General features: G+C 54.5%; 29 protein-coding genes and 1 pseudogene. 2 read left to right on the top strand and 28 right to left on the bottom strand.

Annotated elements, in window-relative coordinates; all coding sequences use genetic code 11:
- Positions 1-19: 19 nt before the first annotated feature.
- The 26 genes and pseudogenes from traG to traM form a co-directional block, all read right to left on the bottom strand.
- Positions 20-2842, bottom strand: a complete 2823-nt coding sequence (gene traG, locus GF617_RS17760; protein WP_008324119.1) for a conjugal transfer mating-pair stabilization protein TraG — start codon at positions 2840-2842, stop codon at positions 20-22.
- Positions 2842-4212 carry a conjugal transfer pilus assembly protein TraH gene (gene traH, locus GF617_RS17755; RefSeq protein WP_016247527.1) on the bottom strand — a complete coding sequence of 457 codons (1371 nt, stop codon included), beginning with the start codon at positions 4210-4212 and terminating at the stop codon, positions 2842-2844. Before traH ends, traG begins: the two co-directional genes overlap by 1 nt.
- Entirely contained in the window at positions 4199-4627 is a 429-nt protein-coding gene (locus tag GF617_RS17750; protein ID WP_008324122.1) for a hypothetical protein, read from the bottom strand. The genes traH and GF617_RS17750 overlap by 14 nt, the downstream gene beginning before the upstream one ends.
- Complete coding sequence (gene trbB, locus GF617_RS17745) at positions 4620-5174, bottom strand: type-F conjugative transfer system pilin assembly thiol-disulfide isomerase TrbB (protein ID WP_008324125.1); 555 nt, start codon at positions 5172-5174, stop codon at positions 4620-4622. Before trbB ends, GF617_RS17750 begins: the two co-directional genes overlap by 8 nt.
- Positions 5164-5412: a type-F conjugative transfer system pilin chaperone TraQ gene (gene traQ, locus GF617_RS17740; protein ID WP_008324126.1), complete on the bottom strand. Its 249-nt coding sequence runs from the start codon at positions 5410-5412 to the stop codon at positions 5164-5166. Before traQ ends, trbB begins: the two co-directional genes overlap by 11 nt.
- Before the next feature lie 16 nt (positions 5413-5428).
- The gene (gene traF / locus GF617_RS17735) at positions 5429-6178 is read right to left on the bottom strand and encodes a type-F conjugative transfer system pilin assembly protein TraF (RefSeq protein ID WP_008324127.1); all 750 of its coding nucleotides are present in this window, start codon (positions 6176-6178) and stop codon (positions 5429-5431) included.
- A 30-nt stretch (positions 6179-6208) separates the two neighbouring features.
- The gene (trbE, locus tag GF617_RS17730; protein ID WP_008324128.1) at positions 6209-6397 is read right to left on the bottom strand and encodes a conjugal transfer protein TrbE; all 189 of its coding nucleotides are present in this window, start codon (positions 6395-6397) and stop codon (positions 6209-6211) included.
- 31 nt (positions 6398-6428) lie between these two features.
- Positions 6429-8282, bottom strand: a complete 1854-nt coding sequence (traN, locus tag GF617_RS17725; protein ID WP_022652255.1) for a type-F conjugative transfer system mating-pair stabilization protein TraN — start codon at positions 8280-8282, stop codon at positions 6429-6431.
- Positions 8279-8908, bottom strand: coding sequence for a type-F conjugative transfer system pilin assembly protein TrbC (gene trbC / locus GF617_RS17720; protein WP_008324130.1), 630 nt, complete (start codon positions 8906-8908; stop codon positions 8279-8281). Before trbC ends, traN begins: the two co-directional genes overlap by 4 nt.
- Before the next feature lie 16 nt (positions 8909-8924).
- Complete coding sequence (gene traU / locus GF617_RS17715; RefSeq protein ID WP_032160671.1) at positions 8925-9911, bottom strand: conjugal transfer pilus assembly protein TraU; 987 nt, start codon at positions 9909-9911, stop codon at positions 8925-8927.
- 2 nt (positions 9912-9913) lie between these two features.
- A complete protein-coding gene (gene traW / locus GF617_RS17710) occupies positions 9914-10561 on the bottom strand; it encodes a type-F conjugative transfer system protein TraW (RefSeq protein ID WP_008324132.1) in 648 nt (215 codons plus the stop codon).
- Entirely contained in the window at positions 10561-10908 is a 348-nt protein-coding gene (trbI, locus tag GF617_RS17705; RefSeq protein WP_008324133.1) for a type-F conjugative transfer system protein TrbI, read from the bottom strand. The genes traW and trbI overlap by 1 nt, the downstream gene beginning before the upstream one ends.
- Positions 10905-13535: a type IV secretion system protein TraC gene (traC, locus tag GF617_RS17700; RefSeq protein WP_008324134.1), complete on the bottom strand. Its 2631-nt coding sequence runs from the start codon at positions 13533-13535 to the stop codon at positions 10905-10907. Before traC ends, trbI begins: the two co-directional genes overlap by 4 nt.
- On the bottom strand, positions 13528-14094 hold the full coding sequence (gene traP / locus GF617_RS17695; RefSeq protein WP_008324135.1) for a conjugal transfer pilus-stabilizing protein TraP: 567 nt from the start codon (positions 14092-14094) through the stop codon (positions 13528-13530). Before traP ends, traC begins: the two co-directional genes overlap by 8 nt.
- Positions 14084-14485, bottom strand: a complete 402-nt coding sequence (locus tag GF617_RS17690) for a hypothetical protein (RefSeq protein WP_008324137.1) — start codon at positions 14483-14485, stop codon at positions 14084-14086. The genes traP and GF617_RS17690 overlap by 11 nt, the downstream gene beginning before the upstream one ends.
- Complete coding sequence (locus GF617_RS17685) at positions 14469-14654, bottom strand: hypothetical protein (RefSeq protein WP_008324139.1); 186 nt, start codon at positions 14652-14654, stop codon at positions 14469-14471. The genes GF617_RS17690 and GF617_RS17685 overlap by 17 nt, the downstream gene beginning before the upstream one ends.
- Before the next feature lie 3 nt (positions 14655-14657).
- The gene (locus GF617_RS17680) at positions 14658-14882 is read right to left on the bottom strand and encodes a TraR/DksA C4-type zinc finger protein (protein ID WP_008324141.1); all 225 of its coding nucleotides are present in this window, start codon (positions 14880-14882) and stop codon (positions 14658-14660) included.
- Positions 14883-15001: 119 nt separating this feature from the next.
- On the bottom strand, positions 15002-15541 hold the full coding sequence (gene traV, locus GF617_RS17675; RefSeq protein ID WP_008324154.1) for a type IV conjugative transfer system lipoprotein TraV: 540 nt from the start codon (positions 15539-15541) through the stop codon (positions 15002-15004).
- A gap of 21 nt (positions 15542-15562) precedes the next feature.
- Positions 15563-16957 (bottom strand): F-type conjugal transfer pilus assembly protein TraB, encoded by a 1395-nt coding sequence (traB, locus tag GF617_RS17670; protein WP_008324156.1) that lies wholly within the window; start codon positions 16955-16957, stop codon positions 15563-15565.
- On the bottom strand, positions 16944-17687 hold the full coding sequence (gene traK, locus GF617_RS17665; protein ID WP_008324157.1) for a type-F conjugative transfer system secretin TraK: 744 nt from the start codon (positions 17685-17687) through the stop codon (positions 16944-16946). The genes traB and traK overlap by 14 nt, the downstream gene beginning before the upstream one ends.
- Positions 17674-18240 (bottom strand): type IV conjugative transfer system protein TraE, encoded by a 567-nt coding sequence (gene traE / locus GF617_RS17660; RefSeq protein ID WP_008324158.1) that lies wholly within the window; start codon positions 18238-18240, stop codon positions 17674-17676. Before traE ends, traK begins: the two co-directional genes overlap by 14 nt.
- A 14-nt stretch (positions 18241-18254) precedes the next feature.
- The gene (traL, locus tag GF617_RS17655; RefSeq protein ID WP_008324160.1) at positions 18255-18560 is read right to left on the bottom strand and encodes a type IV conjugative transfer system protein TraL; all 306 of its coding nucleotides are present in this window, start codon (positions 18558-18560) and stop codon (positions 18255-18257) included.
- Positions 18561-18713: 153 nt separating this feature from the next.
- Positions 18714-19061 (bottom strand): annotated as a pseudogene (traA, locus tag GF617_RS17650) (type IV conjugative transfer system pilin TraA); the annotation flags it as partial.
- Between the two features lie 57 nt (positions 19062-19118).
- Positions 19119-19343 (bottom strand): TraY domain-containing protein, encoded by a 225-nt coding sequence (locus tag GF617_RS17645; RefSeq protein WP_008324165.1) that lies wholly within the window; start codon positions 19341-19343, stop codon positions 19119-19121.
- Between the two features lie 86 nt (positions 19344-19429).
- Positions 19430-20119, bottom strand: coding sequence for a hypothetical protein (locus GF617_RS17640; RefSeq protein WP_008324166.1), 690 nt, complete (start codon positions 20117-20119; stop codon positions 19430-19432).
- A 188-nt stretch (positions 20120-20307) separates the two neighbouring features.
- A complete protein-coding gene (gene traM / locus GF617_RS17635; protein ID WP_008324167.1) occupies positions 20308-20700 on the bottom strand; it encodes a conjugal transfer relaxosome DNA-binding protein TraM in 393 nt (130 codons plus the stop codon).
- Between the two features lie 431 nt (positions 20701-21131).
- Between traM and GF617_RS17630 the strand changes: the two genes are divergently transcribed.
- The gene (locus GF617_RS17630; RefSeq protein ID WP_008324168.1) at positions 21132-21608 is read left to right on the top strand and encodes a transglycosylase SLT domain-containing protein; all 477 of its coding nucleotides are present in this window, start codon (positions 21132-21134) and stop codon (positions 21606-21608) included.
- Between the two features lie 46 nt (positions 21609-21654).
- Here the strand turns inward: GF617_RS17630 and GF617_RS17625 are convergent, their stop codons facing one another.
- Complete coding sequence (locus tag GF617_RS17625) at positions 21655-22185, bottom strand: antirestriction protein (protein ID WP_008324170.1); 531 nt, start codon at positions 22183-22185, stop codon at positions 21655-21657.
- 249 nt (positions 22186-22434) lie between these two features.
- Here GF617_RS17625 and GF617_RS17620 point away from each other — a divergent pair, with 249 nt between their 5' ends.
- Positions 22435-22605: a hypothetical protein gene (locus GF617_RS17620; RefSeq protein ID WP_203452182.1), complete on the top strand. Its 171-nt coding sequence runs from the start codon at positions 22435-22437 to the stop codon at positions 22603-22605.
- Positions 22606-22811: 206 nt separating this feature from the next.
- Here the strand turns inward: GF617_RS17620 and GF617_RS17615 are convergent, their stop codons facing one another.
- Positions 22812-23642 (bottom strand): N-6 DNA methylase, encoded by an 831-nt coding sequence (locus tag GF617_RS17615; protein WP_008324171.1) that lies wholly within the window; start codon positions 23640-23642, stop codon positions 22812-22814.
- Positions 23643-23664: the final 22 nt, after the last annotated feature.

Here is a 23664-nt window from a genome sequence, read left to right as displayed (position 1 = left end):
CACCCTCTCTGGCATCCTGTTACTGCTTATGTTTATCTTGATATTTTTTTGCCTTCTTCATCAGTTCTTCAGGACTGTCAGCCCCCGGCACTCGTTCTTGAGACTCCTTTTCCTTATTATACGTATTCATTTGCGAAGATTGCTCTGAATTATGATGTTTTTGCAGATCAGAATACTGTTTATTTATGCTGCCTTCTTCATCGCGTATTCCTCCTTTAGTATCGGCTATATTCTCTCTCGATGTTGTGAGCATATTATCAACTTGGTCTTTTACATTATTCTGAATTCCGCTGTCCTGTGTACGTTGTTCGATAGTAGCCTGATGAGACTGGTGATCGGCACTAACATCGCTATTTCCACCGCCACCAGAAATGGCCCCCATACCATGGCCAACATTTCCTTTAGCTGCTGAATATGATGCATCAACGCTCGGTTGTACCTGCTCCTGAACAAATCCCCAAGCCAGTTCCCGACGTTTTCCTGCGATTTCTGCTGAGCTGGTATTAGTAAGCAATGTATCTGCATCTTGAGGTGCATGTTTACGGACATACTGGGCAAACTGCTGATTTAGATCCTCGCTCATTTGACCACTCATACTTTCTGTACGAGACGCCATTTCAGCATATTCATGGCTACGAGCCTGACTTGTGGTGTACTGATCATAGCTCTGTTTTGCTGAGTTCAACGATGCCGAAAGTTGATCTGCTCGGGAAGCCGCATTATTGTCCGTATGGCTCCCAGATTCACTGACTTTACGGCTAGTAAAGTAATCACTCGCCTCCTTAAAGTCCTGGGTTGCTTTAGCATCCATATCATGTCGAGCATCATGGCTAGCTCGAGAGCTATTTGTTGCTTGGTGCATATCGTCATCGGAAAAATCAACTCCCGCCTTAACTCCTGCCTGAAACCCTACCCCTCCTCCGGTACCCAGCACATTCAGCCCCATACTTCCTTTAGCATGTGCATCACCATACAATCCGAGTGACGCTCTGGTGCTCCTTGACGCTAACTCTTGAGTGGCCTGTTCATTACTAATATTATGCCCTTTCGCATAGCTTTCTACTGCGCTGCGCATCCTGCTGGCCATCATAGAATCCTGAGCACTCATAGTGCTGTCTGCGCCACTGGTCATTGAATTACTGCTACCACGGTTTGAGCCAAACTGACTAAGCGTATTCCATGCGCTACTCAAACTACTGTTATATCCATGCAATGCACTCTCTGACTGGGTTTGTGCCTCGCGGGCCATTGCCTGCTGTGCGGTTGCAATCTGACGAGTCATGTTGATACTCATAGGAATACGTGACGTAGCACCACTGGAATCTGTCACTACACTACCATCACGCATTTGCGTCGAACTGGCTCCGTTAGCCAACTGTTGGCTCATTTGTCCAAATACTGTTGAGCTATTGGTATTCCAGTTAAAACCACTCACATTTTCTGTCTGCATGTTAGCGTAAGAGTAGTTACCATCAACAGCACCAGAGGCAGCAGTGGCTGCAGGGCTGATAGCGGAAGAGGCCAGATGGCTGTAGAGATTTGAGAACCCCGCCCCCAGTCCCTTCAGCATTCCCCATGCCAGTGGCGGGATAAGCATCGACAGATAGCCTGCCGTGGTAGCGAGGTCTGAGTATTTTATCTGCACCTGTGACAACTCCGAGAGAACCACTGGTGAACCGTTGGCCTTCGCATAGAAGGTCATGCAGCTGTTGAGGATGGCGTAAAGCAGTGGCCAGCTCTGCACCCACATGATAGCCAGCACGTACCCCTTCAGCACATTAAGGGTGACGGCGTTAAACATCCCGCCCAGCACCATCAGGGGGAATATTCCGATGGTCAGACCGACAATCAACGTCTGAGACATAGGTAGTGAGCGTAATGCCACCTGACCGACCGTCGCATGCGCCAGCCGCTGCTTCTCCATCGATGACGTAGTGGCGATATTCAGCAGGCTTGAGGTGTCACCGTTGCGGGCTGCATAGCTCATGATGCCATTTCGCAAAGCGTTCATCGTCACATTCTGACGGACAATCGACGCGGCGCTCTGACCAGCACCATAGAAATAGTTATAGCTGTCCCCGATCATCTGGCTGAACAAAATGTCAGGATTCGGACGTCCGCCAAAAAGCTGACGCACGTAGTAACTCCATGTTTTTCCTCCGGTCTGAGTATCCAGGGCAAGCTTTGGCTTAATTACCGCAGCGGCTTCTTCACAGGTTAAAAACTGATTATTGTTGTTGAATACCCCCCTCAGCGGACTCGGCTTTGAGAAAATCAGCGTATACGGGTCTGCACTGTTCATTAGATCTTCCATGGTATATTTTCCGTTCAGGAAAATATCGCCCATCACGCAGTTCTGCACATAGTCCGTGAATATCGTAGTTATCTCTGGGTTCTGTGATAAAAAGTCCGTACTGCGTGAAACCAGATTCGCCCCAAATATCATGCCGGTTTTGCTGTAGGTGATGCTGTCGGGCTGTGAAAAGACCATTTCATACCCCTGAACAAGGGCATATCCGATTTTGGTGGTCAGCGATGCAGGCAGTGCCAGCCCGACGGGCACGTTATCGACTTTATAGACCTTTGTCTGATTACTGATATCGATTATTTGTACGGAGGTGCGAACACTGACCAGCAGCGACATCAGCACAATGACGCCTGCCCAGCCCAGCATATCCATGATGTTGTGCCGTCGTATCCACGAAATGGCTACAACCAGCACAGAGAAAGCCGTCGCAATACGCCGAATAACAACCCAGTTCTCCGTCGACATGAACGTGACGATGGCATTCAGCGTCTGCGTCAGCCAGTCGCCGCCCGCGATGACATAGATTTCCTGCATCAGCGCGCCCCCCCGAAGTGATAGTTGTTCTGGTAGCGCTGCAGCATGCGTGCCGAGACCTGCTGGCGCATGTAGCTCATCTGGCGGTCAACAACCAAAAGCGCATCCTGCTGTACCTGCACCTGTGCCTGGAAGGAGGCTATCTGCCGCGTGGCTTCGTTGAGGTTATTATTGATGCTGTCGATAACCGCCTGGTCATAGTTTCCCGTTGCCACCATTGCACGGGCCTGCTGGACCAGCTCCTGGATGTACTGGAGAAGAATGTCGTAGCCGATGTAATCGGTTAGCTGATAAACGAGGCTGTTAGAAACCCCCAGCATCTGTGGATCAACCAGGTACTTGAAGACCGGGATGGTAGTACTTGTGATAAATCCCTTCTCTTTCTCGGTTAACTTTAGATCGGCAACGGCTTTATTCTGAATGCTGGAAAGGATGTCTTTTATCTGATTTTTCAGTGCATTTTTCTGGCTGATCGTGACATTAGCATCGGCAACCACCTTCAGACATTTATCGCTGTCATTACAGTGATACACCCGTGCAGTCCCCCCCTCCATCATGGCCCGAATAAGGTCGCGATCGGTCGTTCTTGCCGGAAGCGGGGTTATATTACCCTTCTCATCAAAGACCATTGTTCCGGTCAGGGTCATGATGAACTCCTTAAGCTCTTTATTCCCGTCAAACATGCGGTTCTTTCCGAGCGCATTCCAGATGACATTGATATTCTTCGTTATGCGCTCTTTATCCTTATCACTGGCCTTATCACGGACCTTATCCATGCTTCCCCCCACCGTGCAGCCCTGGCGGGATGCCGCCCAGTCGGCAAACATGTTGCTCTCACCGGCAATGTCCTGGCAGACCTTCTGCTGGGAGACCTGAGTGCGCGGAAACAGACCGCCGACAATCCCCTGCGCCGCCTGGCAGGAGCTGAGGTTCATGCTGTTAATGTCGCTGGCCATCTTCTGCAGGAAGTCTTTAGCGGTCTTGATTTCCGGTACCGTGGTCTGCAGCGCCAGATCGAAGAAGTATCCGGCCGCATTGGACATAATCTGCTTGGCGAAACGCTGCAACTGATCGCTGTTAATAAAGCTGAAGGAGCCCAGATAGGCATCGATGCCGCCGCAGCCGGCGTTGATGTCGGGCAGCGTCATGGAGATAAGCTGGACGGTTTTCACCTGCGTGCGCGCGTAGAGTGAGCCGCCCGTGGCGTAGCCCGCGGCCTGGCCCTGCCAGACCTGTGGCTGGCTGGTGTTGGACGCAAAGCCCAGCTTATTAAAGAAGGTGTTCATGTCACTGTTCACGTCGGCACTCACGCTCGCTGAACACGCAAGAAGGAGGCCACACAGTATGGAGAGAGGTTTACGGACGAACATCGGCACCCTCCCGACTCGCCTGCAGGGCGAGTTTTCCCATTTTTCGTTTTAGTATGAACATTTGCCCTTTCGTATAAAGCGAGTTCAGGATTGCATAAACGCCACCTGCAACGGCAAGCCCGCCGCTCAGCGCGATAAATATCAGTGGAATGGCGTACATCAACACGTTCCACAAATCTTTCAGCTGCAGGTGACCGTCCCTGAGCCAGTCGCCGACGCAGGCATTGAAAACGTATGTCATAAAGACGCGCGACAGCACGCCGGCAATGAGCAAAATGCCCGCCCACTCAGCATAAACGCCGAACCGTGCGTCCTCTTTCCGTGCCCTGAGCGCGATTAACTCTGGCGTCGTAGCTCTCTGAAGCATTCCGGAGGTCATCATGTCGTGTTCCTCTGCATTGTTCTGATCAGCCATTGTTACCCACTCCACGCATCTGAAGGACCGTATCCATGCGGGCCATAAAGCCCTGTTCGTCGGTCGCGCCCTGCAGCAGGGGCAGGGCTTCAAGGGTGTTTACGTTGACGAGAAAGGTGGTTGGCGTGGCCACGGGCAGGTTAGGGAAAAAGGTTTTCATCACCTCCGGCGGCGCGGGCAACGCATCGGGAAAGGACGCATCCCCCTGACCGTCGATGGTGTAGGCCATCACCCCAAACCCCACCCGTGCCGACAGCGACTTCAGGACCGGATCAAACTGGTGGCAGTACGGGCAGTGTCCCTGCATAAACAGCACGACCTTCCAGTCGGCCAGATTGATCTGGCGGCCGTTGCTGAGGCGGTACCAGACCGGCGGCTTCGCCGGAAGTGGCTTAACTTCAGGGTCTTCCGGGGATGTTGGCAGAGATCCCGACGTTCGCGCCCCCTGTGGATGCCATAACGATTTGATCTCGTCCATTGTGGAAGCCTGTGTGGCCAGGCAGAGGGACATGAGCGCCACGGTAAACACGGTATGTCTAAGGTTCATGTCGGCATCCTCCGGCATCACGGGCCTTTTCGGCCTCACGGGCGGCATCAATCCAGCGGTTGATGATGCGGTAGCCCCCCCAGAGCGCCATCGATACGCCGATTATCTGCGCCAGAAGAATGGCCATCTCCGGCTCGCGCCGGACCAGGCGGGAAACAATGTGAAACCATATCCCGAGGCTCAGCACCCATAATCCGGGCACGTCGAACTCAGGCAGGCGAAAACGGAATTTGCGCATGCGAACTCTTCCTGTATTAAAAGTTGGGGGCAAAATCTGTGGAAACGTTGAGGAACTGCTTCGCCAGGTCATCCTGGCTGATAAAGCCATACGAGACGGGTTTGACCGCCCCGCTTTTAGGGTCGGCCAGCATCAGCGCCGGGAAGTAACGAATACCCAGCCGGCTGGCCTGTCCACCGTCCATTCGGGTATCCGGCAGGAGTGGATTCACGATACCGTCCACGGAAACCGGAATGACGCTGAGGTGATACGTTTCGCGGAAGTTTTTAATGACCTGAACCAGCTGGCCGTCGATCGGGTCCTGTCCGCGGTAGAAGAACATCACGCCATAGTGCTGAGCCAGCGTTTCAATGGCGCGGCGCTGGTCGGCAAAGTCCGCCGCCAGCTGGTTGCGCACGGTACCGTTGTAGTGGCTGTGCTGCAGGTTGTAGTCCAGTTCGGGGTGCTCGAGCATGGCTTTTTTGGCGCTCATCGAGAACAGCCCGGCCTGCTGCGTCCAGTAGTTCTGCAGGCGGAAGTAGCGGGTAAAGTTCTCCACGCCCGGATACAGAATGGCCTCGTACATGGCGCGCTTCGTGGCCTGCTGAAGCGTGGCAAGCTTCTCCATGATGTCCGGCGAGGCCTGCTGAGGCTGTGTTGAAGAGGATTTGTCGTCCTCCGGCGTTCTGCGCGTTTCGTTGTACCACTGCCAGCCGGCATCTTTTCCTGTGGCGGTAAAAACGCTGCCAAGAAGCAGCAGCGCTAACGCTGTCTTTCTCTTTTTCACTGGAACCTTCCTTATCCCGAAGCAGGTCGGTTATCGTTTGAAAAGCGGGTTTAACAGCCACGCCAGCAGAACTCCCGCCACGAAAAGCACAACCATCAGCGCCATAAAAAACACATCGATGCGGGTTGTTTCATCAACGATATTCCCGCGCCAGTAAAGCACCGGTGAGGCGACAATCAGGCTGATGATAAGGCGTCCAGTAAATCCTTTAATTTTCATGATGGAGAGTCCTGAGTGAGTGATGAGTGGCTTACTGTTTGTTCTTCAGTTGCGCGGCGATTTCCTCGCGGACGCGCTTCGTCAGGGTGTCGTTATCCGGGATTTTCTTGTTCTTTTGCAGATCGTCGAAAAAGTTTGAGAAGTCGAGTTTGTCGAACTTGATTTGTTGCAACTCAGTCTGGGTGATGCCGCGACAGTCCGGGCTGCTGGCCTTGCCAAAGCCGATGTGAAGCTGACCGTTACGTCCCTGCTGCTGCACAATCTGGGCAAGCTTTGAGTCAAACTGACAGTAGCTGCGCTTCTTCTCGAGACAGACGCCGAGCACTTTTTTTGAACAGAACTCACCGATACTGACCGTGAGCTTATTCTCTTTGGCCTTGCCCAGCGCTTTCTCCTCGCTGCTGCACCTGGCAAGCCCGACGTCCTGGCCCCAGCCGCCGTCCTTACAGCAGCTGCTGAAGCCTGCCGCAAACTTCTTGCAGAACTTCGCGCTGCCGGTAAAGGCGCGTACGTTAACGCTGTTAATGGCTGCCACGTCCTTGCCCGCAGCGGCCAGCGCGGCGAGTGCCGAAACGACAGGTGCAAAATCGTTGTTTTTACCGTTCTGCGCCCGCTCACAGTCACCATCGAGACAGAAGGTGTCGCCGCCACATATCATCACCTGGCCGGAAGTACGTGTTTCACAGGAGTACGTCGCGTATTCATGCAGGCAGCCGCTGCCGTCTTCTGCCGTGAAGGCGCAGGTGCGTGAGGCAAGCGTACAGGCCGGATTGTTCATGTAGGTTTTGCAGGTGCCATTGTCAGCAGCCTGGGTCATATACGTGTCTTTGTACTTCCAGCAAGCCTGCGTGACCGGGTATGACACGCCGTCAACCACCACCGTTTTTGTGCTCCCCGGCTCAATACATTCCGTCTTTTTGAGCGTACCTTCGCTCTTGCTGAACGGGCAGGATTCGTTCCAGACCACGTCTGGTACCCATTTTTTGGCGGGAATTTCAATCTGGAGCGTAACGGTGAAGCTGTAGCGCATATTGCTGTGCTTCCAGATTGAATCTGTAGTGGGATTGTTTCTCCTGGTACGAATGGAAAACACCATCCCTGCGCCTTTCTTCAGCTGCATGCCGCTACTCAGCGCCAGGCTACCGGTATCGTTATCCATGGAAATCAACCCGAAAGGCGTGGTTACTCGCATAAACCAGTTAGGATTACTGAACGCCAGACGTTTATTCCAGGAATAGGTGGCTGTTGCAGCAACAACCTTCCCTGTCACCGGCGCAGTCCATGTTCCTGTGTATCCCGCTTCGGAGGAAGCAAACGAAATATTCTGAGACTGGATAACAATCTGTTTTGTTTCAGATGTATCTTCATAGTGGCCGGTAATGCTGGCCGTGCGCGTACAGGCCTGCTCAACCAGCAGGTCGCGCTCACAGGTATAGTTGGTGAACTCACTGCGGCTGATATTCTGCGCTTCGCACTGCGTCTGCCCCGTTTTGCCGATGATGGTATCAGCGCGGGACTGGACATCCTGGCTGGCCTTAATAAACGGCGCGTCGGGCGAAATGGGCTCCTTCGGGTTGTTAACAAACGAGTCGGTGACGGCTTTTGTAGCCTCATTAGTAGTCCAGCCCGTGGTACCGTCCGCTTTCAGCGCACCATCACCGGTCGCCGTCACACCGCCATAGTACTTTTTCTCACCGGGTGAGGCGGTATAGTTGGGGATAGACGCTGAGGGGTTAAAGTTTTTCAGGCTGCTCTCACCCTGCCCCTGTACCTGACGGGCAAAATCAGCCCCCGCCCTGTACTGCGCGTCAGCATCGGCAAATGCATTCACGCTTGCCATCGTGGTGGCAATGGCCAGCACCGACATCAGTATTGCTCTTTTCATCGGGCATCTCCTTTATTAAGCAGCTGTTGCGCCTCATCCCTGCACTCGCCCTTCCCCACCACCTTTTCCAGCGCCTGCTTCAGATGAAGATTGCCGCGAATCACGTCGTGGCCCGCCTCGCAGTACACCACCAGGGACGGCACGCTGGTGATCCCGTACTCACGAAAGCGGGTCGGGTCGATGGCGACGCCGCTGGCTGAGCCGTCCTGAACAAGCGCCATCACGGCGGTTGCCGTCGTTTTCATGTCGTTGTTGACCATACCCCGCAGGGTGGCGGGAATATCGTAGCGGCGGGCCTCGGTCAGCATGCGCTTAAGCCCCGCCTGCGGGATGGCAAAGGAGACGAAATACAGGGCACCGTGCGTGGGTTTATCCTGCTGGTCCTCGCGCTGGCGCTGTTTCAGCTCCCCGATAAAGCGGGCGTCGTCTGCTGAAAGAGGGTTCTGGCGCACCTGCTGCTCCAGCATCTGGCGCAGCGGCGCGTTGTCCTGCCCCCTCAGCTGCTGGCTGAAAGACTCCTGCTGACGAATAAACTCGCGGTTCGCCTCATCAGCCCCTGACGCCAGCGCAGTGCAACAGTATGCTGACAGCAGCAGCGCCGCCGTCAGACCGGACAGAGTTTTCATGGAAGTTTCCTTTTTCTCAGAGGAAGACGCAGTTGCGCTTGCGCCAGAGAAGATAGCCGTAGTTTTTCTTCGTGTTCGGCGGGTTACGCCCCGTTTCCCAGCGCATGACCGTTCGGCCGAAGGGATGGCACTGCGCCACGTCCGGATACATATTCACCATCTGATAGCGCCAGCGCGTTTTGGGAATAATGGGTGACGGATACTCGAAGCAGACCTTTTTATCCTCCCCGACGCTCTCCATTATCTGACCCTGACGGTGCAGCTTGAACGCCATGCGCTCGCTGACCAGAACGGAAGACTGCAGGGGGCTGGACTCATTGCTCACCCAGCCGTTAAAGGGATACATTGACCCCTGCGATCCGGCACACCAGAACAGCGCGTCAACCGACGTTTTTGCTGCACTGGCCACCGCGTCGGCCGCACATGCGCCCTGCGCGATGGGGTTGGCAAAAATGACCGCCTCCGGATTCAGAATGGAGGTCAGGGCGCTGTCCCCCCATGTCGGGTCGATTTCAGACAGGTATCCGATATCCAGATCGCCGCCCTGCAGACACCCGAGGGAGGTGATGATATTGAGCCAGTACGTCAGCGGATATTTGTACCAGTGCACGTGGTAGAACGCGCCATTGACCTGTTTGTCATCTTTTTTGGCGGCGCCCATCCCCATTTTCCCGAGATTAACGGTGAATCCGCCGAGGTTCACCATGCAGCCCGGAGAACGTGCCACATCGGTCATGGCCATCGGCTCCCAGTACCCTATTGCCAGGCCAACGCGCTGAAATACCGGCGGTGGCATGGGACAAAACTGTATCGGGCTACCGGGATTGGACGTGTCCGGTAAATCCCCGCCCGTGACTTTTGTGCTGCCGAGCGACAGGGGGAACATGCAGCGCCAGCAGATATCAGTGATCGGATTGACGAAGCGCCCTTCGCAGGCGGCGTCCGCCGCTGCCATGTGGCTGTTACCCCACAGAAGCAGCCCGAACAGAGAGACGGTCAGCATTTTCACCGGACACCTCCTGCATCATGCTGCGCCATATCGGGCGGAATGATTTCCACCTGCAGGCGCTTTCCGCTGGGTGCCGCCGTTACCCGCGCCGGCACCTGGCTTATGCCGAACCGGGCGGTCAGCACCCCGTTCTGGTCGAAGAAAATGCGGCTGTCGAGCTTCTCCGACGTCTGCGGAATGTTGCCCTGAACCAGAATGATGCGGGTGATCAGGGTGTCAGGCTTCTGTCGCTGTACCCACGCGAGCTGCTCCGCATCGTCGCCGTTGATAAACAGCAGGGTTTCGTTAAACGGCACCACATCAAGCGGATTAAAGACCTGCCCCGCCTGAGCAAACACGTTGCCCCTGTCGTCGGCAAGCGCCTTGTCCACCCGCACGCTCGGGTCAAACCAGCGCCGCTCGTAGCGCACCGCGCGGGTTATTCCCTCAACGGCAGGCGGGCGCTGGCTGTTGCGCACCACGCGCGCCTTAAACTCCGCCATCTTTTTGTCCATCTCGCCGGACTGCGCCAGCGTCTGCAGCCGGCTTTCGATAACGGTCAGCATATCCGGCTCCGCCACCGGCCAGAGATCGCCCCACGTCCCGAGGTCAGCGGCCGTCACGCTGCCGGTCAGCAGCGTCAGGCCCAGGGCAAGGGCGCGCATCACCCCCCCTCCTTCATCCGGCGGGCCACGTCAGTCTGGATTTCACGCGTGATATCCGGCGCCCCCTGCACCACGGCAGGTGCGACAAGGATGAGGGCACGATGGCGGACCTGCCAGTCCCTGAGGCTGGCCTCCAGTGACGCGTTAAAGCGGTCTGAAAGTGCTTTTGTCTGCGCCTCGTCCAGTGAACGGCGACCGGCGCTGTCAAAGAAGGCATCCACCGTGGATTTCATGTTGAAGGCCACAACCACAGGACGGTTAAGCTGGCAGACCAGCCAGCTGATGCCTGCGCCCGCAGCCAGCGTGCCGGCAATCAGCGCGGCGTTAATGAGTACGTGTTTTTTCATGAGATGGTCTTCCCTTCATGCTCGTGAAGCCAGCGCTCCAGCGCGGCCATTTCCGGCCCGGATTTTTTCCACGCCAGCTCCCAGACGGCTTCGTGAATACTCAGCCCTTCCCGGCGTCGCTGCTGCAGAAACTCAAAGTCCGGACCGTCCGAGGAGTACATTGCCCGGCTGAGCGGATCGACGAACAGGCGGTGCCAGGACGTCAGGTGCTCAACCGACAGCATAAAGCTGCTGAACCAGTTGTCCTTCGCGCTGCCAAAACCTTTAATCATGTCGCGCTGCAGCTGCGAATACTGGTCCGGGTACAGCTGGTTGTACTTGGCGAACTCTTTGGCGGACTGCTTGAGGATAATTTTGTAGGACGAGTTACCCCATGCCGCGCGGGCGGCGCTGGAGGCCGTTTCCGAGTCAAAATCGACGATGTTCTGCGTAATGGTGATGTACGAACCTGTATGGCGGCGGGCGGTACGGTAGCCCTTCTCGATAAACGCCCCGACCTTGTTGTTCTTGAAGTCCAGCAGGCGCCAGCCTTCGTCTATCACGTTGAGCTTCTTCAGGCTGCGCGGCGTGCGGTACATGCGGTTCTCAATGTAGAGAATGAGCGAGAACATCACCGCCACCAGGAGGGACGGCCTGTCCTCCAGTCCGCCGAGCTCAAGCACCACCATCCGGGCTTCGTCCTTCAGGGACGGTTCGTCGGAGTTGAAGTAGCTGCCGTACACCCCGTCGCGGGTGTACTGGGTCAGCAGTACCACCATCTCATCGAGGCGGCTGCGGATGGTTGGCGATCCGCTGTACTCCTCGCTGTCGCGGGCCATCATCAGGTAGTCCACCACGTCGTCAATGCGCGCCTGGTTTTTCTTCGTAAGCCAGGTGGCCTTCACCGCCTTGAGCAGCAGACCTTCGTGCACCTCGTCCAGGTTGCCGTTGGGGCTGGCCATCACGGACAGCTGGTCCCGCAGGCGTTCGGCCATCTCATCGATGGTATCGTCGGTGACGTTAGCGAACGGATTAAACTTCAGCGTCTCGCCGTCGAGGTAGACCCCGCCCATGTTCTCGCACAGGGACTTGTAGCCGTCGCCCATGTCGAACACCACGGCGAAGCCGCCGGAGTCGATAACGCTGCGTATCAGGGGCTGGATAAGCCCGGTTTTCCCCGCGCCGGAGGTGCCACACACCGCCATATTGAAGTTGGTGTTACCCATGCCGCGGCTGAACAGGTCGATAAACGCCAGCTGGTTGCGGTAGGTCGGTGCCAGCAGGCCGGAAGTGGCCAGCGGGCTGTCCGCCACCACCGGCATCAGATTGGCGACATTAAAGCTTTCGGCGCGCTGCAGCACGCCGGACTCACGCAGCTGCTTAAAGAGGCCGCCGCCCGCCATAAACGGCAGATTCACGAGAAAATTGCGCATATGGTTAAAGCGCGGGGAAATCAGCTCGAAGCCATTTTTACGGAAGCTGTTCAGTACGTCCTGCTCGACCTTCAGCGCAGTTTCCTGGTCATCGCGGCAGAAGAGGGTCACGTTCAGAAAATAGCTCACCAGCGAGGACTGCCCGGACGACAGGCGCTGGCGCAGATCGCCCCACTCTTTTGCCTCCTGCGCCACGCCCGGGAAGAACTTGGCGTAGCTGGTCTTGGACTTCTTCTCAAGATCCATGAACTTCAGGTTGGCCTCGTTCTGCGCCTTTACCTGGTCTTCCACGCTAAGGACCAGCGTCAGGATAAACGGGCACGAAACGGACAGTTCCGGGTTGAGAAGGTTGCTGTAGTTGTCGGCCATATTCCAGAGGAAGGCCAGCTCCGGATTTTTGGTCAGCTGGAAGTTCATGATGCGCGCGGTGCTGTTGCGACCGTTACCGCGCAGCCCCAGCGTCATGTAGTCGGCCTTCACCTTCAGGTCAAAGGTATCGTCCACGCACTGGTAGTTCAGATCCTTGAGCGGGTCCAGTTCCCGTTCGGTGGGATACAGCGCATCCGGGTTGTGGTTAATCATTTCGCCCGCAATGCGGATAAAGGCATCCGCATCCACGCTGCGGGTGGCTATCTGCGCCCCCTGCAGCGAGGCGCGGATGATTTTGACCTGGTTTTCCATCTCCATCACGCTGGCCTTACTTCCGCGCTTACGGGGGACGCAGCAGGAGATGTACACCCGGTAGTTACGCAGGGTCAGCGGCAGGTTGAGGTGATCGGGCAGCGGGAACCCTTCTTCTGCGGCCCTGAGATAGTAGGCGCGGGTGATGGCGTTGAACGTATCAGCCTTTTCCCCCGTCCATGAGAGCTCGCGCAGGCCATACTCGATATCCTGACCCACCAGATGGCTGGACACCAGGTGAACGGCCACCGGCACCTCGCGGGGCAGCTTGGTGCGCATCAGGTTTTCCAGCGACGAAACGATAGTTTCGTTGGCGCCGTTGATGGGCTGCGCCTCGAGCATAAAGCCCATCGTCTTTTCGTTCATGAAGAGGCCGGTTTCCGCATCGTAGTCGCGGTACGGCAGCACGCGGCTAAACTGCGGGAAGCGCATCTGCCCGAGGACATCGTTCGCCTCAGAGGACGCATCGGGCATCTTCAGGGCCGTCAGCAGCGAGTTGACCGTGCGGGTGACGGAGTCCAGCGGATTACTCATGATCCCCCTCCTTTTTATTGTCGGCCGTTTTGACCGCTTCCGTCGCAGGGGCCGGGCGGCTGGCGGGGATACCGTAGCGAAAACGCACTGAGCGCATCTGACCGTACAGGCAGAAATACGGACGGCATCCCATAAGCAGCGCCGCCCCTGAAAACACAATGGCCATCACAATCCACAGCAACTTAAACGCACTCAGCGCCCCGTCAACATGACCGGCATATCCTTTAGCATCGGTGACGACGCTGCCCCGGTCATGGCAGACGGCAGAGGGAGCGTCATGCAGCGTGAGGCCGGAGGACTTGTTCTGCGGAGCAGGCGGTATAAAGGGTTGTAAAGGTTCATCACGGCAGACCGCAATACGAAACTCGCCACTGCTGACGTTATGCGTGACGGCCATAATTTCCTGCGCCATCGCCTCTCCGGGCGTGGTGTTATCCATCCACAAAAGCATGGCAACCAGCAGCATCAGCGTGGCGGCAGGCCAGATAATCAGATAGTGAAAAGCCCAGGCAAGCCATCTAAGGCAATACAGCAGGACGGACAGAAGCTTAAGCATCATTCCCTTTACCTCCGGGATTCAGCGGAAACCAGACGCTGCAGTTGTGTCTGATAGCCTCCGCCAGCCTCTCCCCGTCCTCTCCGCTGTACAGCGCTTTAATCCGGCTGACGTCAGACTTCGCCAGGAAAACCCTCATCTGCTGTTTTGTTACGCTCATACCTGAGCCTGCTTTACCCAGGAACAGACAGTGCCCACGCTGCCGTTGCATTATGTGTTGAGAAATCCCAGCCTTCCCGTCAAGGGCGGGAGCGCTCTGCTGAGACGCTGAAAGCCAGAAGTCGCGCTCTGCGGCATTAACACAGATGACACGCATCCCCATCGCCTCGCAGCAGGCCGCTATATCGTTAAGGTGGCGGGTCTTACCCGGACCGCTGTTACTGTTGGTTGTCATGATGTTCGTCTCCTGGTTTTTTGCCATCGTTCTGAATGTCTTTGCGCAATTCACGCCAGTCGCGGAGTTGTCGTTCTGATAAAAAGGTCCGCATAACCTCAACGCTGATGGCTGTCTTACCGCTACCGGTTTTCCCCACGACCATCACATTGGTTTTTCTTCTTCCCATCGGTCACCTCAGATACTGTTTTTCTCGTATTTCCAGAACCCGCTGGCATTCCGTACAGGTACGTACGCCCGGGATGGCCTGCTGCCGCCTGAGGGGGATGCGATTGCCACAGCATTCGCACCGGTTGCGGCTTTTGCCCTGCAGGCAGGATCGCTGCCTCGCGGCCTGTATATGAAGCTGGTTCAGCAATTCGTCCTGCTCCTGCAGGAGATCGAGTTCGTCTGCCATCAACGCTCCCTGCTCACACTGTCCGGACACGCTACCGCCCATCCCTTTTTACGTTTCAGGGCACGCGTGATAACGACAGATTGTTAAAATGGGTGCCACACGCGGTGGCGGTTCAGGTTTCAGTTAACGCGTGGGGTTCCCCACGCTGAGGGTTTCACAACAAAAAACACCCGCGTCGGCTGGTGATAAACGTCCTGCGTATCGATATAGGGCGCGATCCACAGCCCGGCCGCCTTTTCACCGACGCGAAGCGGCCTCGGGTCCACGATGGACTCGCGCCCTGGCGGCGACACAGTAACCGGCGTGACCGTGGAGAGCGGCGCCCGTGAGGCTGAGTGCGGCTGCGGGCGGGGGAGAGTCGGTATACCCGTCAGAGGTGCATTCCTGGATGCGATGGCATGCACCGGTTCAGCCGGCAGCGTCAGGGGCTGCACGGACCGGGTCCGGAAATTACCCTCAGCCAGGCGCGGCAGCGATGTCGCACCCGGCTTTACCGCGCTGGCCTCCTCCAGTCGTTTGGCTTTCTCATTGGCCTGCTCGATGGTCATGCAGGTATCGGATGTCGTCGCGTTACACTCAAAATCGCTCGTTGTACCGGCACATCCCGACAGCGTCAGGAGACTGGCCAGTGTGAGCGCAACAGGCACTGTCTTGTTCATTTGCGGTTCCTTTACGTGGGGTTATTGTGAGTCGGCCTTCGGCATAAACTGGCTCTGGTTAAGCCTGCCCAGCTGGTTGAGCATCTGGTCGGTACTGAACCCGTTCATGCCGCCCTGCGGGACTGACGGCGGCGGAACCGGGCTGCGGTCGTCGCCCTCCGCTTTGCTTCTGTCATTCTCGTGCGCCAGCTCTTCAATGGTTTTCAGCTGAAAACCGTCCTGAAAGACAACGGTCACTTCGTTACCCGCCCCAATAGGAATGACGGGGTGGTACTGCTCTGCGCGTTTGATGTAGTAGTCGCTGAGGGTCTGGGCGGCTTTGGAGGCGCCTCCGCCAATCCCCATCTTCATCACGTCACCCGCGCCGAGTGATGCCGTGGCGCCGAGGCCGACCGAAGGCTGGGACGCGGTCTGCACGCCCTGACCGATGCCGTCAACAAATCCCGCGCCCCATGCCCAGCCGAGGATTTTGCCGTTTCGCATCACCACCTCGCCCTTGATGCCGTTTTTTCCCCGGAAGCTCACGTGCCCGGCAATGGGCTGGTCGATGGTGACGCCGTGCTTCAGGCAGCTGATGTTGCGGGTGCGTACGATGGCGCGTTCGCTGGACACGTCGCCCCAGGCTTCAAGCCCGATGAAGCAGCCGGTCAGGTCGTAGCTTTTGCTGTTGGGCATTTCCACCCTGCCCGTAATGCGCAGCTGCATCGGCACCGTGGACTCGTTACCGGTTACGGAGGCGTTGGCGTCAGCCCCCTCAATCAGCATCGATTTGGCGAAGCTGCCCGACGGGATGTACGGCAGGGACGGACCTTTACTCTCGTCGCTGTGGGCAAAAGACTGCCGGCGCAGCTGGTTGGGTACGGGGATGGGCTGGTACTGCACCTGCGCCGGCGGCGTGACGCCGTTACCAGGATAGAACGCGGTCGGCGGCGGGACGGCCCCCGTCTGCGGCGGGAAACCGGTCGGCTGCGGCTCACCTTCAGGCCCCGGCGCAGGCACTGGCGGCTGCGGGGCCGGCTCACCCGATGCGGTGACGGGTTTCGCCCCCAGCGCGCTGACCTGAGCGGAAAGCGCCGCATTATCCTGACTGAGTTTGTCAATCTGGTGCTGATAGCCTGCCTGCCCCTTGCTGAGCAGCTCAAGCTCGCGGCGCATTTCGGCATACTGCTTCTGCATCTCGGAGGCCGTAGCCTGCATCTCGGTCGTGGCATGCTGCTGCACCTTCTGGTCAAAGGTGCTGTCCACCACGCCGGTCATATCGGGCGCAGGCTCGCCGGCGGCTGCCGCATCGCTGCTGCCCTCGTAGCGTGCATCCGCCAGATACCAGCCGCCGCCGCCCACCACGCCCACGGTCGCCAGCACGATACCCAGCCAGATAAACTGCTTGCGCTTCACCACTGAATTAATGCTGGCCATCAGCCGCACCTCCGCTGCTGATAATGAAGACCTGCAGGGCGCCGCCCGCCATCAGCTGACGCGAGGCTTCACCAAACAGCACGCCGCGAATGCCGCTCTGCCAGAAGTCGCTTTCCGCGATGTTGCGGGCCATCCCGGTATTGTTGGTGACGCGATAGCGCACCACCTTAAGGTGATTACCCACCCAGACGCGCTCGGGGACTGCAGAAAGTCCGGCGGGAGCGTTGAGGGCTTCATGCGTAACGGGGATAGCCTGCCAGCCGGACGGAAGCTGCCCGCCCAGCAGATGCTGGCTCAGGGAAACCAGCGTGGCCTCGTAGGGGGAAGACTCTTCCCAGGTGCGCGCCGCTTCACCCGTACCGGACAGCTCGCTGACCAGCCGGATGGTTCGCCCCGCGCCCGCACGTGGCACGGCCTGTACCGAGAAGTTGAGGCCGCGTTCGGTTTCCAGAATGAACGTGAAAGGCTTTTTGTTGAGGGTGCTGACAATCACACCACCGCTTGCCGTCTGTTCCTGACGCGTCAGCTCACCGTCGAGGCTGGTCAGGGCCGTCACGCGGTCACCTGCGACTGTAAAAAGGTTCGGGTCGGTATTGCTGACCGCGATGCTGGCCTGTCCGCCGTTCGTCAACGGGACAATCGTGGCAGAAAGCGCAGCGGGTGCGGCGACCGTCTGACCGGAAGCGAGCATCAGCAACGCCAGCAGCGCACGGCGACTATTTTTGTTCATCGATGATTTCTCCGAAGTGACTGAGCCAGCTGATGCCGTCCTCGCGCTCGAACTTGAGAACGTACTGTTTCAGCTCGGGATACGGTTTCGAGTCGCCTATCCAGGTCTTCAACTGGCCGCGTACGTCCACGCGGCTGCTTGCCGGGTAAACCTTCACGCTGGTCATATAGAAAGACGAGTTAACGTTGTTGTCCTTAATGCGCTTCGCATCCTCAGCAAGCCGGATTTTCAGCTCGTTCTGCGCTGCGGGTTTGACATAGGACAGCAGCTGCTCATGAGAGGCATCAACGGTTTCCGGGGTAACATTGAGGCGAAGGGCGATAAGCGACAGGGCCATCTGTTGCAGGTAGGAGGCATCTGCCTGGTTCTGCGACACGGCAAACGGCGCGTTGAAAAGCATTGGCGTGACGATAGACTTCTGCTCATTCTGAAGGCGGTAGTTGTTGACGGCCTGAATAACATTGGTGGTGATGCTTCCCAGAATAACCACCCCCATGGCAATAAAGCCGATGGCAATAACCCGCTGTGTACTTAATCGTGCTCCGTGTTCCATCTGATTATTCCTGTCTATTTAATCCACTGGCGGTAGCATGAGTCGGGTACATCATGAAAAATCCCCCTCAGCAGTGAGGTCGGCATATACCAGTAGACCAGGTCCCGTAGCCATGAACTGCCCCGCCCTTTTTTGAGCTTTTTAATTCCGAGATAGGCCAGTACGGCAGCGATAATTCCGGGGATATAATGCTGGGTCCAGAATCCCCACCCCAGGCAGACAATCGCCGGAATAAGCTCATCCACAGGAAGGCCAAACCAGCGGCTCTGATTCGTCAGGGTTTCGGGAAAGCGATATTTTTTGAGAGATTCATCTGCCATATATGTTCCGTCTCCGGTACAGCTGGCAGTATGGAAATACCTGCCAGCCGGATTACAGGCAAAGCCCTCCCGTGAATGCTCGTGAAGGGCATTCAGAATTAAACCGGAATTTAATAGTCGGAAGTGGCTCTGAACGGCTGTCGCTGGATATCTGTATCCTGCGACAGACATACCTACCGTGACGAATACGGACAGGATCGCAAAGCCCGCCAGGAACTTGAGGTTCTTGGTCGTCATATACATCACGGCGCCCACCAGAACTTCGGCAAGAATAACCCACTTAACCACGCTGGAGTCTTTACCAAATGTTCCTTTAACGGTTGCATCGCCGCTGGACATCAGATCTTTACCCGCAGTCGAGGCAAGAACCGTATCAGGGAAAAACGCAGCAAGGGCTGCGACAGGCAGGGCAAACTTCAGCGCTTTGAGTAACGGGACTTTGCTGAATTTTTTCTTTGCAGGGGTCGCGGGTACAGCGTTAATAACAGACACATCAGTCATATTCATTAATCCTTTAATTACACCGGATAGATTTGTTGAAATAAAAATCCTAAGAAACTAATTTTGTGACTTGGGTTCAAGATTGTTTGGGATCACCTCCGCCATTTCAGAGTTATAGAAATCAGGGAATTTTTCCAGGTGGTCACGTAACCGAATCAGCGCTTCAGCTGATTTAGAACGACCACTTCTGTCCTTCGCCTTCAAAATAAGAAGATCGGTTTGTGGGTCAAGGTAGATCGACATAGTTACCGTTGGGCCACGAAGCCTGTGACGTCTAATCATGTTTTCCCTCTCAACATATTCCTGCGTCAGGATAGTGACACATTGAATACAATTTATTCAATACGCGAAAAATTCCACTATATTTTTTACATAAATTTAACATTCAAAACCTTAAGAACAACCATTCTCACCTTTCTGTATACGTCCATTCTCATGCAGTAGAATCTGAAGTCATCGTAATCAATAAAATATTTCGCAAGCTCACTCTTCACACTAGAAAGTCTGCTTGAAATTGCTTTTTCAGAGACACCTAAATATTGCGCCATCGTATGAAGTTGAAAACCAAGAATTGAAAAACATAACGTAATCATCTTTTTATTCGTCAACCCTGATATAAAAATATCAAAATCAAACTCATCATTTTTTATCCTATTCGAGGTATTGAATAAAGCTTGATAATCCGGGAAGTAATTAATAAACCATAAAGCATATAATTCTTTATTTACCATACGAATTTCAACACGTAACTGATAAAACTCACCATTCAAATTAAAAGTTCTACAAATAGCTGTATCAGGCCCCATAACAAAGGCCTCCAACTCAATTGTCGACAAATCAAGCTCAACTTCATCAGGATCAAAACTGACACCTGAAAAACACTTTGATAATGGGTGAAAGAAATCTAAATATGCATCATTTTTATATATGGGGTTTCTGGATTGATTCCGAATGCAAAAAGGCAAAGGTGAGTACTTATAGAGCGCATCAAAACGCTTCACAATATCATCTAATGATTGACTTGATTGGGAGAGATCTCTAGGATCGCGCGGGTGCATTGAAGCCTCCTCTGAAGGTTTCTGTGTATAGTCGGTACACCCGGGGGTCTAGCCCGGTGTACCGGCGACCCGCCAAACTGAATGGCGAGCATCAAATTTTACTTATGTCTGCATAAAATATATCAATTACTGACGCCAAAGTCACTCAAAAACAGCAGATCTAAATCCTATTTATCAAACATTTTCAGCTAATTATCTTGAGACTCTTCCTCCTGGGGGAAGAATTTTTCAACAATCTGTTGCACATCTTCACGTATACACGTAACCATATCCCTGAAATCAAATTTTTCATTTCCTGCGAGATGCGGACTCAGCGACTCCATCGCCAGGAGCTTGCTGACTATAAATTGAGTTTTCATTACATTTTCAAGAATAGTTTTATTATAGAGCGCCTGATTAAAGGAAGACTCTTTTCTTTCCATTTGCGCTTCATAGACCCGAAGACCAAGTTCGACCAGCATTGATGCAATGCTCGAAAAACTTACATCTTTATCTCTCGCTCCTTCAGCGCGACGTTTTTCAGCGATTACTCTTATTTTCTCTGACACTTCATCGCTTACATAGACCTGAACTCTGGCCATAATTTTCTCCTTATTTATAGTTCCAAAACTTCTGTACCTCAGAATATTTTGAAAAGCTAAAAATGCACGACTCGGCACAAACTCCCTGCCAGAAAACAGACGACTTGCATGCCGACACACACTGTAAAAATTCACGACTCGAATATAGACTCGCCGTAGTCATAACTCAATGGATTTATTAAAAATAGTCACAAATGACTCTGAGTAGAGTTTTTACCGAGTCGAATAGAACTCGCTACCGAGTCGTTTACACACATTAAAATAAATTATTTCACATTACTTTTTCACTAACTGCATGATTTGAATACCCAATCAGCAAAACTTTAATTTTGCGTGGGGTGTGGAGCTTTTGGTGGTGAGGAGTGCATATTAGTTGAGTCTGGGCATGGGATGGGTTAACGTATTTCCGGCATGGTGCCCGGAGGGAAGAAATGAAACGGATTGCTCTTACGTTTTTAATGTTGGCTTTTTCTGGAATGTTGAACGCTGCTGATTGTTTTGATCTGGCAGGAAGGGATTATCATATAGATCCGGATCTGCTTCGGGCAATCTCCTGGAATGAATCGAACTTCCGCACATACGTAAAAGGCTACAATCCTGTTTCGGGTTTTGGCTCCGGACTTATGCAGGTGGACTCCCAGCACTTTAACGAACTGGCTCGTTATGGAATAAAACCGGAGCATCTTCTTTCCGATCCGTGTATGAATATCTACACCGGGGCTTACTATCTTGCAATTGCATTCAAAAAGTGGGGAGTCAGCTGGCAGGCCGTGGGCGCTTATAATGCAGGTTTCAGGAAAACAGAAGAACAGGCGCAGAGAAGATATGTCTATGCCAGAAAAATTGAGGCAACATATCGGGCTATAAAGAATAATAAAAATGCAGCGCAGACTCTTGCAAAACAGTAAAAAGACCTCAACAGGAGGTCTTTTTATTCATCCAGTATTTATGTCGTCAATCAATAGCCCGATAAATTAAATCTGCTTCAGGGTGTTTTATGATACTGATGTAGTCTTTCAGTGCATCCTGACGAGCGACGAGGTGTTTACAGACTTTCGAATATTCAGGCCCCATATCTGCAACCTGCCAGGACAACCAGTTCATGATCATCAGGGTCGCAATAATTCCGGCAGCATCGGCACTGACCTCTGCTTCAAAGTAATTACCGGGAATAACCATGTTATAGCGCTGTTCACCTTCCGGTGCGATATATCCGGTTTGCGTCGTGGTGAATCTGACACAGTTCGGAGCAATGTTTCCTCCGGTGCCCTGCGGAATAATCCAGTAATTCCAGAAACCGCCATCATAATCTGAATGCTGACGTAACCAGCTGGCAATCATGTTATCAGCAGAAGGCGTAAAAAAGAGCGCAGGAATAAAATCCAGACGTTCATCACCATCTGTAACAGAGTAGCGCTGGCGTTCATCGATCTTAAATTGTTCGGCTGATTCACGAGTGGCGGTTTTGACGTTTAATGTGTGCATTCTGGTTTTCTCCTCATTGGGTTATTACATCGTTCGACTTCATCACTGAGCGGCGAAGGGCAATGAGCAGCTGACAGTAAGGAAATAAAGGGGCGCGCAGCGTTTATATACCCCTTTATTTCCTTACTGGCTGATGCTAAAAGCAGCCCTCCGCGAACTGATGAAATCGGGCGATAGTCACACCAGGAGAATGCACACATCCCGTAACGGAAAATCGGCGTAAGACGAATTACCGTTACGGGCTTCAGAGTGGGGGTAATTTATTACCGCCACGGTGAAAGCGGCGCATCCATTCGGGATGCAGCAAGCGTGAATTTGAATTTACGTCAGGATGGACGCCCGAAGGGCGGAGACGGTTTACCGGCTCCGTTCACGACAGCCGTGTCCCTTCAGGGACGACGCCCGGAAAAGAAAGGATAATATCCATATCCGCGGCAGAATAATAAAGACCATCGCCAGCAGGAGAATGAGGAATATTAACCACCTGACCAAAAGACAGGAACTTCAGACTACCACGCGCCGGAATAATGCAGGCAGCGCGTCAGCGCAGCCTGCTTATTCTGCGCCGCAGGCGCGCGGCCTTTGATGCCACGAAAGGCAGGACACTCCCCTGCCCTTCTGGATAGCTATGCAGCGTCATTTATACAGCGCAAAAATTCGCGCATGGCACTGATACGGCGCTGATCGTCCAGCCGCTTACCAAAGTTGTTGATGTAGTACACAGGCGTATACCGCACCCTGTTTAACTTCATCGTCAGCGTATTGCCCGTGACCACCTCGGCAGGAATACCCAGCAGGGAAAGCTGAATAAACGCCATATCGGCCGCAACAGAATCAATATCGATGCAGCTTCCGAACATATGTTCAGACGGGTTATAGCCCGCCTCCAGCAGATATTCCGCATACGCCACAATCATTCCCGCCGCACCGCTTGCCGGATCGCTGACGGTAACGAATCCCTCACGGCGTATCGTTTCGTCGACGTCCGGCATCAGCAGCCTCGCCAGCAGTGACTGGACGTGATACGGCGTGAAATACTGTCCGTTGCGGTCGTCGCCAAGCTCAAGCTCCATGAAGATCGCGCCGAGGAAGTCGTGGAATTTGGCCTCCAGTGCGCAGACCATCAGGCAGAAAAGCGTATGCAGGTTGCTGATATCACTCTCGCTGTACTTCGCGCAGATTTTGCGGCTCTGCTCAATATTCTCTGGCGTTCTTATCCGCGCCATATCCAGCTCGCTGGCGGCCAGCGTGATAAAGTCGCTGAACACCTCCCAGCGGCGCAGGCTGCGGGCGGTATCCCTGAACACGCTGATAAACTGGCGGCGGGCCTGGTCGATTGTCATCATCCGGTGCAGTATCGGCTGCGCATTCACGGTGGGCAATACGGGTTTAGCGGGTGTTAAGGGTGCGGCTTCTCTCGCCTGATCAAAGAAGCTGGCAAAACTGAGTTGAGACATATTTCCTCCTTAAATGCCGCCC

The sequence above is a fragment of the Lelliottia sp. RWM.1 genome, assembly GCF_016859735.1.
Lineage (GTDB): Bacteria > Pseudomonadota > Gammaproteobacteria > Enterobacterales > Enterobacteriaceae > Enterobacter.
This window is presented reverse-complemented; position numbering and strand designations above follow the sequence as displayed.